This window comes from Paraburkholderia strydomiana (assembly GCF_046030495.1).
Classification (GTDB): Bacteria; Pseudomonadota; Gammaproteobacteria; order Burkholderiales; family Burkholderiaceae; genus Paraburkholderia; species Paraburkholderia strydomiana_A.
Genome location: NZ_JAQQCJ010000005.1, coordinates 261,604 through 275,860 on the forward strand (window position 1 = coordinate 261,604; position 14,257 = coordinate 275,860).

Below are 14,257 nucleotides of genomic sequence, written 5' to 3' on the forward strand. Positions count from 1 at the left end.
CCCGGTTTCGTCCTCAATACGGATTCCGAACGAATTGCACGAATCGATAGAACCACAAGGAGCCTACCTCATGAAACTGCAACGACTGTTGTCCCTCGCATGCGTCACGTTCGCCGTGACGTTGACCGGATTCTCCGGCGCGGCGTCGGCACAAACGCCGGACGTGCTGAACGTCGCCACCGACGCCACCTTCCCGCCGATGGAGTTCACCGAGAACGGCGCGCGTACCGGTTTCGACGTCGACCTGATGAACGCGCTCGCGAAGGCGATGGGCAAACGCGTGCAATGGACCGACATCGACTTCAAAGGGCTGATTCCGGGTTTGATCGCGCATCGTTTCGACGCTGCGATCTCCGGCATCTACATTACCGACGAGCGCGCGAAAGTGGTCGACTTCACCGATTCGTATTACGCGGGCGGCCTCGCCGTGCTGGTGAAAAGTGATTCGCCGATCAAGACGGTGGCCGATCTGAACGGCAAAAAAGTCTCGGTCCAGGTGGGCACGAAGTCGGTGAACTACCTGCGCGATAACTTCCCGCAGATCAATCGCGTCGAAGTCGAGAAGAACCAGGAGATGTTCGATCTGGTGGGGATCGGCCGTGCCGACGCTGCCGTGACGGGCAAGCCGGCCGCGTATCAACTCGCGAAAACGCGCAGCGGCTTCCGCGTGCTCGACAAGACGCTGACGACCGAAGCCTACGGTATCGCCGTGCGCAAGGACGAGCCGCAACTGAAGACCGCCTTTAACACTGCGCTGGCGAAGATCAAGGCTGACGGCACGTATGCGGCGATCGTCAAGAAGTGGTTCGGCGCGAGTGCGCAATAAGCGGCCGGGCAAACGAAATGGAACTTGATTTCTCGCCGGTGATTGCCGGTTGGCCGGACATCATGCACGGCGCGTTGGTGACGGTCGAAGTGACCGCCGCGTCGCTCGCGCTCAGTTGCGTGCTTGGCCTGTTGATCGGCATTGGCCGGCTGACGCCCAAGCGGCGCATCGTGTACGGCCTGTGTACCGCGTACCTGACGTTCTTCCGCGGCACGCCATTGCTTGTGCAACTCTTTCTGCTGTTCTTCGGATTGCCGCAATTCGGCATTCTGCTGCCGGCGTTCGTGTGCGGCATGCTGGGGCTCGGTCTGTATTCGGCCGCTTATGTTTCGGAGATCGTGCGCGGCGCGATTCAGTCCGTCGATCGCGGGCAGATGGAGGCGGCGCGATCGATCGGCATGTCGTCGGGGCAGGCGATGCGCGCGATCATTCTGCCGCAGGCCATCGTGCGGATGATCCCGCCGCTCGGCAACGAATTCATCGCGCTGATCAAGAACTCGGCGCTGGTGTCGCTCCTGACGATCGACGATCTGATGCACGAAGGTCAGAAGATCATCAGCGTGTCGTATCGTTCGCTTGAAGTTTATCTGGCTATTGCACTGGTATATCTGGTGTTGACGCAGGCGACCAATTACGCACTGCATCGCGTCGAGCGTCGTTTGCGTGCGGGAGGGATGGTGCAATGAATACCGTGGCCAAAACCAATGAGCCTATCGTCAGCATTCGCGGGCTGACCAAATCGTTCGGCGCGCACACGGTGCTCAACGGCATCGATTTCGATATCCAGCCCCAACAGGTCGTCGTGGTGATCGGGCCGAGCGGCTCGGGCAAGAGTACTTTTCTGCGCTGCTGCAACGGACTCGAACAGGCCGAAGGCGGCACGATCGACATCTGCGGGCATCGGCTCGTCGAACAGGGCGAGATGCTCAAGGAGCGGTCGCTGAATGCGCTGCGCACTGAAGTCGGCATGGTGTTTCAGTCGTTCAATCTGTTTCCGCACTTATCGGTGCTGCATAACATCACCGTCGGTCCGCGCATGTTGCGCGGTCTCGGCAAGGCGCAGGCCGAAGCGGCTGCGATCGCGCTGCTGGAAAAAGTCGGGCTCGCGCACAAGGCGCACGTGATGCCGGCGAGTCTGTCGGGCGGTCAGAAGCAACGGGTTGCGATTGCTCGGGCATTAGCGATGCAGCCGCGCGTCATGCTGTTCGACGAGCCGACGTCTGCGCTCGATCCCGAACTGGTCGGCGAAGTACTGCAAGTGATGAAGCTGCTCGCGAGCGAAGGCATGACGATGGTGGTCGTCACGCACGAAATGGGCTTCGCGAAGGAAGTGGCCGACGTGGTGGTCGTGATGGACGGCGGTGTGATCGTCGAAGCAGGGCCGCCGGCTGAGATTTTCTCCGCGCCTTCGCAGCCGCGCACACGCGCATTCCTGCAGGCGGTGTTATCGCGCGCATGAGAGTTTCATTCGATGACAAGGTGTGGGCAGGCCGCTCCGACGACGGTGAGCCCGGCGACACGCGGCGTGTCTTCAATCAGGTAATACCGTTCAGTGACGTCGTGCAGTTGCAGCGTGACGCGCCGGTGATCGTGGGCTTCGGCTCGGATGAAGGCGTGCGCCGCAATCAAGGCCGGATCGGCGCAGCGCATGCACCCAGGGAGTTGCGCCGCGTGCTGGCGGGGTTGCCGGCCAAAACGTCGATGGCGGCGCTCGCTGATGCCGGCGATGTGGTGTGCGAGGACGGCGACCTCGAAGGCGCGCAGGCGGAACTCGCGGACGTGGTCAGCGAAGTGCTGGCGAGCGGTGGCCGGCCGTTGGTGTTCGGTGGCGGTCATGAAGTCGCGTGGGGAACGTATAGCGGTTTGCGGCTGCATCAGCAGCGTGAAGCCGGCGCCACAGCGGCGCCGCTCGCATCGCGCAAGCTGCTGATCATCAACTTCGACGCGCACTTCGATCTGCGCCAGAAGCGCCCCGCGAATTCCGGCACGCCGTTCGATCAGATCGCGCTCGACTGCGCGGAACGGGGGCTGCCGTTCAACTATGCGTGCTTCGGCATCAGCGATCTGGGCAACACTGCCTCGCTGTTCGCGCATGCGGAGCATCTCGGCGTGCACTACGTGCTCGACGTCGATATGCAGGAAACGCAACTGCCGCAGCGTCTGAATGAGCTTCAGCAGTTGCTGGACGCAGCGGACGACGTCTATCTGACGATCGATCTCGACGTCTTGCCCGCCGCCACCGCGCCGGGCGTGTCTGCGCCCGCTGCGCTGGGCGTACCGCTATCGGTGGTCGAAGCGATGGTGCGGCGCGTGCGGGTCTCGGGCAAGCTGCGCGCGGCGGATATCGCGGAGTACAACCCGTCGCTCGATCAGGACAAGCGCACAGCGAGAGCGGCTGCACGCCTGGCGTACCGGTTGCTCTAAATCAGGCTGTCTGCGCTCCGTGTATCGCGCGGATAGAAAAGGCGGCTCGCCGGAACGCTCCGGCGAGCCGTTTTCGCGTCCACCTTGATGGCCGTAAGAGGCTACGCTGGACGTTAAGCCGCTACTGCGGACTGGTATGCCTACGGACTGCGTCTTGCGCCCATAGCAGCCCTAATCGAAATAAAATTTGACTCTGTGCGTATGCACATATAGACTGCCTCTCATGACCCGCCCTCTCTCTTACGACGAATGTAATTGCTTCGCGCTGCGCCAGGCGGCGCGGCACGTCACGCAAATCTACGAACGCCATCTCGGTGGAGTGGGGTTGACGGCTGCGCAATTTACGATTCTTGCCAAGCTCGCACGCACGCCGAGCCTGCCGATGACGGACCTCGCCGACGCGATGGTCATGGAGCGCACAACCTTGGTCCGCGCCATGAAGCCCTTGCAGCGCGATGGCCTGGTGGTGGCGGAATCGGCGGAGCATGACGGCCGCACGTTTCTGTTCAGTTTGACGGAGCAGGGCGAAAAGACCTTCGATCAGGCCGCCATCGCATGGCGCGCCGCCCAGGACGAGTTCGAAAAGAAGTTCGGCCAGGCGCGCGCCAGGACGCTGCGCGCCGAATTGTTCAGCATTACCGGTTAGGCAGGCACACGCTCGTTCCGGCGAGCGTTGCTGTATTTGCATGTGTGCATACGCACTCACGAATAGGGAAGCGCAGCAATGGAAGGGCTATTCGACGACGACTGCTTTGCGATCCGCCAGGCCGCACGTTACGTGTCGCAGATTTACGACCGGCATCTGGCCAATGTCGGTCTGACGATTACGCAGTTTTCGCTGCTGGGCCGTCTCAAACGCACCGGCCCGATGACGATGAAGCAGATGGCCGAAGCTATGCGCATGCAGCGCACCACGCTGGTCCGTACGATTCAGCCGTTGCGCCGCAATGGCCTCGTGTCGAGCGCGGCGCTTGGTGCGGATGCGCGGGCGTTGACGATTACGCTCACAGCCATCGGTGAAGAGCGGCTGAACGCCGGGCGTGAGCATTGGTATAGCGCGCAAGCCGAATTCGAGCATCGCTTCGGTGAACAGCGCGCGGCCGCACTTCGCGGCGAACTGTTCGCTCTGACACGGGATTCAATCTGAGGCCGCCCGCGGCCGCAACGAAGGCCGGCGCATCGCGCCGTTTTTTTCAACGCAACGAGTGCATACGCACATATCGACATCATGTCCACTACACCTTCGACTGTCGCCCCGCCGAGTGCGGCGCACACCGCCAGGCCGGCCAAGCGCATTCCGTGGATGTTGCTCGCGATCCTCACCGTGATCGTCGCGCTGGCGCTTGCCGTGTCGTACTGGTTCTTCGTTGGCCGCTTCGTCGAAACGACGGACGATGCGTACGTGGGCGGCGACGTCACCGTCATGGCGCCGAAGGTGAACGGCTTTGTCGCCGACGTGCTCGTGCATGACAACCAGTTCGTTCATGCGAACGACGTGCTGGTCCGCCTCGACGCTCGCGACTACGACGCCCGGCTGGCGCAGGCCAGTGCGCAAGTGCAGAGCGCGCAAGCCGCCGTTACCGAGTTGCAGGCGAAGAAATCGTTGCAACTTGCCACGATCAACGAACAGGCGGCCGAGGTGCGCGCCTCCGGCGCCGAACTCACGCGCAGCGCCGCCGACCAGGCGCGTTACCGCGAGCTGGTGAAGGACGAGGCGGTATCGAGCCAGGTGGTCGAGCGGGCCGATGCCGATCTGACCAAGGCGCACGCCGCGGTCGATCGAAGCAGTGCAGCGCTGATCGCGGCGCAACGGCAGATCGCCGTGCTCGATGCGCAGATTGGCGATGCCGAGGCGCGCATCGCCACCGCGCAGGCCGCGCAGCGCGTCGCCGCACTGAACGTGGAGTACACGACGATTCGCTCGCCGATTGACGGTTTTGTCGGCAATCGCAGCGCGCGAGTGGGACTGCTCGCCAACACCGGCGTGTCGCTGCTGACCGTGGTGCCGTCGAGCGGACTGTGGATCGACGCGAACTTCAAGGAAGACCAGTTGAAGAAGATGCAGGTCGGCGATAGCGTCGACGTCGATCTCGACGCATCGAACAAACGGATTCACGGCGTGGTGGAGAGCCTCGCACCGGCCACCGGCGCAACCTTCAGCGTGCTGCCCGCCGAAAACGCCACCGGCAACTTCACGAAGATCGTGCAACGCGTGCCGGTTCGCGTGCGCCTCGACGTGCCGAAGGACATGCAGGGCGTGCTGCGTCCCGGTCTCTCGGCAACCGTGAAGGTGCATGTCGACGCCGGCCGCGCACAAGTACACGGATGATGAGCCGATCATGACTCAAGTCCTCGACAATCCCGCCGACCAGCCGACCCGCACCAAAGTCTTCGCGTTCGCGCTGATGTGCGTCGGCTTCTTCATGGCCACGCTCGATATCCAGATCGTGGCGTCCTCGCTGCGCGACATCGGCGGCGGTTTGTCCGCGAGCCAGGACGAACTCTCGTGGGTGCAGACCTCGTATCTGATTGCGGAAATCATCGTGATTCCGATGTCCGGCTGGCTCACGCGCGTGTTTTCGACGCGTTGGCTCTTCACGTTCTCCGCGCTCGGCTTCACGGTTACCAGCATGCTGTGCGGACTCGCGTGGGACATCAACTCGATGATCCTGTTTCGCGGTTTGCAGGGCGCGGCCGGCGCCGCGATGATTCCGACGGTGTTCACCACCGCGTTCGTGCTGTTTCCCGGCAAGCAGCGGCTGATCGCGTCCACCACGATCGGCGCGCTGGCGTCGCTCGCGCCGACCATCGGCCCGGTGATCGGCGGCTGGATCACGTCGCAATGGTCGTGGCACTGGCTGTTCTATCTGAACCTCGTGCCGGGCATTGCCGTCACGGTGATGGTGCCGAAGTACGTTCACATCGACAGGGTCGATCTCTCGCTGCTGAAAAAAGGCGACTACCTCGGCATTCTGCTGATGTCGGGCTTCCTCGGCTGCCTCGAATACGTGCTCGAAGAGGGCCCGCGCAAGAACTGGTTTGGCGACGACGTGATCGTTCTGTGCACGTGGGTGTCGGCGATCTGCGGCTTTCTGTTCATCGTGCATGCGTTCACCGCGAAAGAACCGATCGTCGATTTACGCGCGCTCGCGGTGCGCAACTTCGGTATCGGCAGTTTGCTGTCCTTCATTACCGGCATCGGGATCTTCTGCACGGTGTTTCTGACGCCAGTGTTCCTCGCGCGCGTACGCGGCTTCGATTCGTTGCAGATTGGTCTCGCGTTGCTCTCGGTCGGCTGCTTCCAGTTGATTGCGTTGGCCGCGTATTCGATGCTCGCGCGTGTCGTCGATATGCGCTTGCTGATGGTGTTCGGGCTCGCGTTGTTCGGCATCGGCTGCTATCTGTATGTGCCGTTGACGAGTCAATGGGGCTGGCAGCAACTGCTGATTCCACAGGCGTTGCGCGGCATCGGCCAGCAGTTCTGTATTCCGCCTATCGTCACGATGGCGCTGGGGGCGTTGCCGCCGTCGAGGCTTCGCTCCGCCAGCGGCCTCTTCAACCTGATGCGCAATCTGGGCGGCGCGATCGGGATCGCGGTGAGCAGCACGATGCTCAACGATCGGCTGAACTTTCATTACGAACGGCTCGACGAGCATCTGAACGCAGGCCGTCCGGCGGTCGAGTCGATCTTGCAGAAGCAGGCCGAGTACTTCGCGGCCATCGGCGGGAATGTGCTGAATGCGGCGCACGCGGGGCTCGATCAATTGCACGACGTGCTGTTGCGAGAAGCGCTGGTGCTCACTTTCTCCGATACGTTTCTTGCCGTGTCGCTCTGTTTCGTGGTCGGTTTGCTCAGCGTGCTGTTCTCGCGCCCATTCGGCAACACCGCGCCGCCGCCCGAGGCCCATTGAGGATTTCAACATGAAGCCGATCGTAATCAAAGTACTGGCGAGCGCGGCGTTGCTGACGCTCGCGGCGTGCGCCGTGCAACCGGCCACGCACGCGGATTTGCCGCAGACGGTGAAGACCGTTGCGCCGGCAGCGTGGAGTGTCGATGCACCGCAAGACAATATCAGCGCCGACGCGTGGTGGTCGCAATTCGGCGACCCGGTCATGCACCAACTGGTGGAGTCGGTACTGACCGGCAATCTCGACGTGCAGGCCGCCGTGGAGCGTGTGCGGCAGGCACAGGATCTGGCGAAGCAGAATCGCGCGGCCTTGCTGCCCGAATTGAACGCCAGCGCAACCGCGTCGAACACGCGGCAGAACACGCCGCCGCCGCTCGGCTATGTGCGTCAGGCCGGTATCGGCCTGACGGCGAGCTGGACGCCCGATGTGTTCGGCGGCGAACGTCTCGCGGTACTGGCCGCGCAGGCCCAGGTGTCGGGAAGCGAGGCGGCGTTGAATCAGGTGCGGCTCGCGCTCGCCGCGAACACGGCGGCGGCGTATATCGATCTGCGCTGGGCGCAGACGCAATTGCAGATTCTCAGCGACAACGAGCAGATTCGCGCTCGTGCGCTGAAACTCACGCAACAGCGTCTGCACTATGGACTGTCGACGCAACTCGACGTCGCGCGTGCGCAGAATCAGTTGGAGGATTTGCAGTCGCAGATTCCGCGCATGCAATCGGCCGTGCAGCATCAATTGAGTCTGATCGCGGTGTATTCGGGTCGCACGCCGGAGAGCGTCGACAGGTTGCTGCTTGCCGACGCCCGCGAGATTCCGCTGCCCGCGCAAAGCGCACCGCAGATGCTGCCTTCCGACGCGCTGTTGCAGCGGCCCGATGTGCGCACCGCCTATGCGTTGGTCGAACAGCGCGCGGCCGAAGTGGGAGTGTCGAAGGCGCAGCGCTATCCGAAGTTCAGGATCGATCTCGCGAATGGCCTGCTCGCTTCGTCGTATCTCGGCTTGCCGACGCTCACCGACAACCTCTTTAGCGCCGCGTTGAATGCAACGAGTCCGATCTTCAACGCGGGCCGCATCACCGCGAATATCGACGCAAGCGAGAGCCGCATGCGCGAATCGCAACTCGGGTTGCAGCAGACCATGCTGCAGGCGCTGAAGGAGATCGAGGACAACCGCAGCGATCTGGTGAGCGGCGCCGTGCAGGTGCAACGGCTCGGCGGCGCGCTGGATGCGTCGAACCATGCGCTGCGGTTGTCGACCGAACTGTACAAGGGCGGCGCGTCGAGCTTTCTCGACGTGCTCGCCGCGCAGGAGGCGTATCTGCGCGACGCGGAATCATTGAACCAGGCGAAGCGTGAGCATGCGCTTTCGGCGGTCGCGTTGTACCGCTCGCTGGGTGGCGGGTGGGATGTGGGGGCGGGCGAGACGGTTGCGGCGGTATCGGCGAAACGCTGATTCGTGGCTGCGGCCAATCGGCGTCATCCAATGAGCAGGCAGGCGCAGTAGAAAACACAGTGCTGATCCAACTGGAGAGAACCATGACGAGTATGCGAGAAGTAGTGATCTGCAATCCGGTGAGAACGCCGATTGGCGCATTCGGCGGATCGCTGAAGGACGTGAGCGCAACCGAACTCGGCGCGGTAACCGTGCGCGAAACGCTGCGGCGCAGCCGGCTCGAAGCGGGTGCGCTCGCCTCGGTCGTGATGGGTAATGTGATTCAGGCCGGCAACAAAATGAACCCGGCGCGCCAGGCGTCGATTGGCGGCGGCGTGCCGGTGGCGGTGCCGGCGCTGACCGTCAATCGCGTGTGCGGCTCCGGCGCTCAGGCCATCGCATCGGCGGCTCAGGAGATCTGGCTAGGTCTTGGCGATGCCGCCGTCGCGGGCGGTATGGAGAACATGGATCGCGCACCGTACCTGCTCGATGGCGGGCGCTGGGGGTATCGGATGGGTAACGCGCAGATTCACGACAGCCTGCTGCGCGACGGCCTGAACGACGCGTTTTCCGGCGAGCATTCGGGCTGGCATACGGAAGACCTCGTCAGTCAGTTCGACATCACGCGCGAAGCCCAGGACCGTTGGGCCGCGCGCTCGCAACAGCGCTTCGCCGACGCGCAGGCGCGCGGCGACTTCGACGCCGAGCTGGTAGCGGTGGATATCGCCGCGCGCAAAGGTCTGCAGCAGTTCACGCGCGATGAACAGCCGCGCCCGGACACGACCGTGGAGACGCTCGCCAGATTGCGTCCGGCCTTCCGCCCGGACGGCACGATCACCGCGGGCAACGCGCCGGGGTTGAACAGCGGCGCGGCCGCGATGCTGGTGGCCGAGCGGGGTTTCGCCGAAGCGCGCGGTATCGAGCCGTTCGCGCGGCTCGTCGCGTATGGGGTCGCGGCGGTCGAGCCGGGCATGTTCGGCCTCGGTCCGGTGCCCGCCGTGCAGATCGCATTAGCGCGCGCGGGTTGGCAACTGGACGATGTCGAGCGCTTTGAAATCAACGAAGCGTTCGCTGCGGTGCCGATCGCCGTCGCGCGCCGGCTGGGCATTGCGGACGAACTGATCAACGTGCAGGGCGGTGCGATCGCGCACGGTCATCCGATCGGCGCGACCGGTGCGGTGCTGACCACGCGCCTCGTTCATTCGATGCGGCGCGACGGTCTCAAGCGTGGCATCGTTACGTTGTGCATCGGCGGCGGGCAGGGGATCGCGCTGGCGCTGGAAGTGCTGTAGGCTCGGCGGCGGCGTGCCCAGACGTCGCGAGCACGAACACGACTGGCCCGCGACCACTCGATCAGCGTACCATTGCTACCCTGTCGTGCGCGTCATACGGCTTCGCGAACTTTGCTGCGATCGATCGCGAAGCCGACCCAGTGTTTGGCACCGCCGCGCATCAAACCGCGCGACGGCCTGCGTGTCGAGCCCGCCATGACGCTCACGAACCTGATGGGCGCCACTCTCCCCGGCATGTTCGTCACGCAGAACCGAATCGAGGACCGCCGCATGAACATGGAACAACTGTTGGAACGCGCGAGCCTCGCGCGAGAAAAGGCCTATGCGCCTTATTCGAAATTCAAGGTCGGCGCCGCGCTATTGACGCGCGACGGCCAGGTATTCGACGGCTGCAATGTCGAGAACGCCGCCTACGGATTGTGCAATTGCGCCGAACGCACGGCGTTTTTCAGCGCGATCGCCGCGGGTTATCGGCGCGATCAGTTCGCGGCGCTCGCGGTGATCGGCGACACGGACGGCCCGATCGCACCGTGCGGCGCGTGCCGCCAGGTGATCCTCGAACTGGGCGGCCCCGATCTGCCGATTCGCCTCGGCAATCTGCGCGGCGCCACGCGCGACACCACCGCGCGCGAACAACTGCCGGACGCGTTCTACCTATGAGCAAGCACAAGATCATCTACGACACCGACCCGGGCGTCGACGATGCGATGGCGCTCGTCTTCCAGGCGCTGCACCCCGACATCGAACTGCTCGGCCTGACGAGCGTGTTCGGCAACGCGACGATCGAGACGACGACGCGCAATGCCCGCTTTCTGGCCGGGCGCTTCGCCGCCGGCGTGCCGGTTGCACAGGGCGCGGCGGCGCCGCTGCGGCGCGCCGCGCCCGCGCCGCTCGCGCGGATTCACGGCGACAACGGCCTCGGCAACATCGCGTTCGACAGTACCTGCGCGGCGCCGCTCGATGCGCGGCCTGCGCACCGCTTCATCATCGACACGGTGCGCGCGCATCCGGGCGAAGTCACGCTGCTTGCCGTCGGGCCGCTGACGAACCTCGCGCTGGCGCTCGCTGACGATCCGCAGATCGCGCCGCTCGTCAGGCAGGTGGTGATCATGGGCGGCGCGTTCGGCACGGCCGGCGTGCTCGGCAATGTGACGCCGGCCGCGGAGGCCAACATCCTCGGCGACCCCGACGCGGCCGACCGCGTGCTCGGCGCGGCGTGGCCGGTGGCGATCGTCGGGCTCGACGTCACGCAGCCGACCATCATGAGCCGCGCGTATCTCGCGTCGCTGCGCGATCGCGGCGGTGCGGCGGGACAATTCGTGTGGGACGTGTCGCGTCACTACGAGGCTTTTCACGAGCAGAGCGCCCAATTGGCGGGCATCTATGTGCACGATTCATCGGCGGTCGCGTATGTGCTGGCGCCGCACCTCTATACGACGCGCAGCGGTCCGGTGCGCGTGGTGACGGAAGGCATCGCGGTGGGCCAGACCATCCAGAAGCCGGCGACGCTGCCCGTGCCCGCGCCGGACTGGGACAGCCGCCCGGCGTGCAAGGTCTGCATCGGCGTGGATGTGCCGGGTATGCTGGCGCTCTACGAGCGCACCATTTGCGGCTTGCCCGAAGTGAGGTAGTGGTGTTGAAAGGCGGCGCGCTGCGCGGGCGGCCGATTGTGAAGAAGCTGCGAGCCAGGGTGGCGCAGCGCCGCGATTGATCTGACCTGAGCAGGCCTGAGCCGCGGTAACGCTGCATCGCAGCACGTGCGGGCGCGGCAATCGTCGCCGATGCCTCGCGGCAATCTTTGCTACATTCTGCACACACACTGTGTACGCGAGCCGGAACTCTTCAATAAGGCGCGGCGCGCGTGACCGAAATCTATCAAGAGGCCAAAAGATGCGAATTCTAGTAGTAGGGGCGGGCGCGGTAGGCGGTTACTTCGGCGGGCGTCTCGCGGCGGCGGGTCAGGACGTGACCTTCCTCGTGCGCGCGGGCCGCGCGGAAAAGCTGCAGCGTGACGGACTCGTCATCAGCAGCCCGCGCGGCGACCTCAAGCTGGACGGCATCAAGACGATCCTTGCCGGCGTCAACGCCGAGCCGTTCGATCTGGTGCTGCTCAGCTGCAAAGCCTACAGCCTCGACGACGCCATCGATTCCTTCGCGCCGCTGGTCGGTGAGTCGACGCTGATCCTGCCGATGCTCAACGGCATGCGCCACATCGACGTCCTCACGGAAAAGTTCGGCGCGTCGCGCGTGCTCGGCGGTCAATGCGTGATCGCCGCGACGCTGAACGCCGAGCAGCACATCGTGCATCTGAACGACATGCACGCGATCACTTTCGGCGAACGGGCGGGCGGCACGTCGGAACGTGTCCAGACGATTGCGGACGCGATGGCCGATGCGAACTTCGACGTCTCGGTCAGCGACAACATTCTGTTGCGCATGTGGGAAAAGTGGGTGTTCCTGGCCACGCTGGCGGCGAGTACCTGCCTGATGCGCGGCTCGGTCGGCGATATTCTGGCCGCGCCGGACGGCAAGCGCGTGATCGAGAATCTGTTGGGCGAGTGCCGCGCGGTGGCCGAACACAACGGTTTCACGATGGGCCCCGACTTCGACGCACGCGCCACCCAGACGCTGTTCACGCCTTCGCCGCTGACCGCGTCGATGCTGCGGGATGTGGAAAACCACTCGCATACCGAAGCGGATCACATTCTCGGCGATCTGATCGCGCGCGGCGGCGATGCGCAAAAGGGTGAGCACGGGGTGTCGCTGCTGCGCATCGCCTATAGCCATCTGAAGACGTACGAAGCGCGCCAGGCTCGCACGTCCTGAGCGCGGGACGCAGTCGGCGCGGGAAGGCAGGGGGATGAAGAAGGACCGTCATCGCAGCCTAACGATCGGAGGTGAAACATGCCGAGTCCAATTGGATCGGTGCCCGCGCTGAGTGCCGCTTCGGCAACGATCTTCTCGATCGGCATCGTCTTTCTCGGCTACTGGGGCCTGTATGAGCCGACCAAATGGCGTCCCGCCGACATCGTCGTCTTCATCTGCGCGCTGATCGGCTTCGCTTGCCTCGGGCTCGTGCCGTGGATGGCGACGAGTCCCGTCGAGCCGGAAGATAGCGACGTGCGCATCCGCATCGCGCGGCATCTGTTTCTCACGGGCGTCATCGCAATCTGGCTCGCGGTGGCGATCTCGGTGGTTTTCTGAATGCGAAGGGCGTCACGTACGCCCCAAAGAAAACGCGCCTTGTAGCGGCAAGGCGCGTTTTCTTCCATCGAAGCTGAACCTGAACCGGGCGGACTTAGCGCTCGATCTGACGGTTCCAGCGCGTGTCCCACTGCGCGCGATGCGCGTTGATCGTGTCCCAATCCACCACGGTCACCTTGCGAACCAGATCGTCGACGTTGCCGAGGCTTTGCTGCATCGGCGGCGTCATCTTCGCGAGATGGTTGGTCGGAATCTGCTTGCCGGCCTCGGCGGCTTTCGTTTGGGCCGGCGCGGACAGCAGGAATTGCGCGAGCTTTTGCGCCAATTGCGGATCGGGGTTGTTGTTGACCACGCACAGATCGACCAGCAGCAGCACCGGCCCTTCCTTCGGATTCACATAAGCGACCGGAATGCCCTTGTCCTGCAGGTCGCCGACGCCGGTCGGCGTCAGCGGGAACAGGCCCGCTTCGCCGGTCTGAACCATTTCGGAAATCTTCGCCGAATTCGGCACGTACTCGACCACGTTCGGGCCCACCGTGCTCGCCCATTTCGTGAAGCCCGGTTCGACGTTCTGCTCGCTGCCGCCCATCAGCCGGTTGATCGCGAGAAAGCCATGCAGCCCGAAGGTGCTGCTCGAGGCCGACTGGAACACCACCTTGCCCTTGTACTTCGGATCGGCGAAGTCCATCCACGAAGTCGGCGGCGCCCAGCCTTTTTCGGCGAACAGCTTCTTGTTGTACGCGATGCCCGTCATGCCCAACTGCACGCCCGCACCCATGTCGTCCTTCATACGCGCGAACGGATAGAGTTCCTTGAGCACCGGCGAGTCGTCGAGCTTCTTGCACACGCCCATGCTGACCGCGCGCGCCATCACGCCGTCATCGAGGAACACCACGTGAATCTGCGGGCTGGCCTTGTTGGCGAGCAGTTTCGCGAGAATATCCGACGAGGTGCCCGGCACCACCACCACGTGCACGTTGTTGGCCTTTTCGAAGTCGGGCAGCACCTGGCTCGTATAGGCCTTTTCCATCGGACCGCCGTTCATGCCGATGTAGATCGTTTTGGTTTGCGACCACGCCGGCGCGGCCGCGCCGAATGCACACAGGGCGGCGAGTGCCGCAAGCGTCTTGAACAGTTTCATTATGGGCTCCTGAGTTTCACTGGATTTGAG

General features: G+C 64.0%; 15 protein-coding genes. 14 read left to right on the forward strand and 1 reads right to left on the reverse strand.

Annotated features, from left to right (window positions below; all coding sequences use genetic code 11):
• Positions 1–70 precede the first annotated feature (70 nt).
• The 14 genes from PQQ53_RS09700 (at position 71) to PQQ53_RS09765 (ending at position 13,086) form a co-directional block, all read left to right on the forward strand.
• Entirely contained in the window at positions 71–826 is a 756-nt protein-coding gene (locus PQQ53_RS09700) for a transporter substrate-binding domain-containing protein (protein ID WP_408139168.1), read from the forward strand.
• Between the two features lie 17 nt (positions 827–843).
• A complete protein-coding gene (locus tag PQQ53_RS09705) occupies positions 844–1,512 on the forward strand; it encodes an amino acid ABC transporter permease (RefSeq protein ID WP_121323477.1) in 669 nt (222 codons plus the stop codon).
• A complete protein-coding gene (locus tag PQQ53_RS09710) occupies positions 1,509–2,285 on the forward strand; it encodes an amino acid ABC transporter ATP-binding protein (protein WP_408139166.1) in 777 nt (258 codons plus the stop codon). Before PQQ53_RS09705 ends, PQQ53_RS09710 begins: the two co-directional genes overlap by 4 nt.
• The gene (gene hutG, locus PQQ53_RS09715; protein ID WP_408323860.1) at positions 2,282–3,250 is read left to right on the forward strand and encodes a formimidoylglutamase; all 969 of its coding nucleotides are present in this window, start codon (positions 2,282–2,284) and stop codon (positions 3,248–3,250) included. Before PQQ53_RS09710 ends, hutG begins: the two co-directional genes overlap by 4 nt.
• A gap of 223 nt (positions 3,251–3,473) precedes the next feature.
• Positions 3,474–3,896, forward strand: coding sequence for a MarR family winged helix-turn-helix transcriptional regulator (locus tag PQQ53_RS09720; protein ID WP_408151949.1), 423 nt, complete (start codon positions 3,474–3,476; stop codon positions 3,894–3,896).
• Between the two features lie 78 nt (positions 3,897–3,974).
• Entirely contained in the window at positions 3,975–4,397 is a 423-nt protein-coding gene (locus PQQ53_RS09725; RefSeq protein WP_408139161.1) for a MarR family winged helix-turn-helix transcriptional regulator, read from the forward strand.
• Positions 4,398–4,478: 81 nt separating this feature from the next.
• Positions 4,479–5,579 carry an HlyD family secretion protein gene (locus PQQ53_RS09730; RefSeq protein WP_408151950.1) on the forward strand — a complete coding sequence of 367 codons (1,101 nt, stop codon included), beginning with the start codon at positions 4,479–4,481 and terminating at the stop codon, positions 5,577–5,579.
• Between the two features lie 10 nt (positions 5,580–5,589).
• Entirely contained in the window at positions 5,590–7,161 is a 1,572-nt protein-coding gene (locus tag PQQ53_RS09735) for a DHA2 family efflux MFS transporter permease subunit (protein WP_408139158.1), read from the forward strand.
• 10 nt (positions 7,162–7,171) lie between these two features.
• Positions 7,172–8,611: an efflux transporter outer membrane subunit gene (locus PQQ53_RS09740; RefSeq protein ID WP_408323862.1), complete on the forward strand. Its 1,440-nt coding sequence runs from the start codon at positions 7,172–7,174 to the stop codon at positions 8,609–8,611.
• An 83-nt stretch (positions 8,612–8,694) separates the two neighbouring features.
• A complete protein-coding gene (locus PQQ53_RS09745) occupies positions 8,695–9,882 on the forward strand; it encodes a thiolase family protein (RefSeq protein ID WP_408323864.1) in 1,188 nt (395 codons plus the stop codon).
• 270 nt (positions 9,883–10,152) lie between these two features.
• Positions 10,153–10,542, forward strand: a complete 390-nt coding sequence (locus PQQ53_RS09750; RefSeq protein ID WP_408323903.1) for a cytidine deaminase — start codon at positions 10,153–10,155, stop codon at positions 10,540–10,542.
• Complete coding sequence (locus PQQ53_RS09755; protein ID WP_408323866.1) at positions 10,539–11,513, forward strand: nucleoside hydrolase; 975 nt, start codon at positions 10,539–10,541, stop codon at positions 11,511–11,513. Before PQQ53_RS09750 ends, PQQ53_RS09755 begins: the two co-directional genes overlap by 4 nt.
• 259 nt (positions 11,514–11,772) lie before the next feature.
• Positions 11,773–12,708: a 2-dehydropantoate 2-reductase gene (panE, locus tag PQQ53_RS09760; protein WP_408323868.1), complete on the forward strand. Its 936-nt coding sequence runs from the start codon at positions 11,773–11,775 to the stop codon at positions 12,706–12,708.
• A 78-nt stretch (positions 12,709–12,786) separates the two neighbouring features.
• Positions 12,787–13,086 carry a hypothetical protein gene (locus PQQ53_RS09765; RefSeq protein ID WP_408139148.1) on the forward strand — a complete coding sequence of 100 codons (300 nt, stop codon included), beginning with the start codon at positions 12,787–12,789 and terminating at the stop codon, positions 13,084–13,086.
• Between the two features lie 94 nt (positions 13,087–13,180).
• Here PQQ53_RS09765 and PQQ53_RS09770 read toward each other — a convergent pair whose 3' ends face one another.
• Positions 13,181–14,227: an ABC transporter substrate-binding protein gene (locus PQQ53_RS09770; protein WP_408139146.1), complete on the reverse strand. Its 1,047-nt coding sequence runs from the start codon at positions 14,225–14,227 to the stop codon at positions 13,181–13,183.
• Positions 14,228–14,257 lie beyond the last annotated feature (30 nt).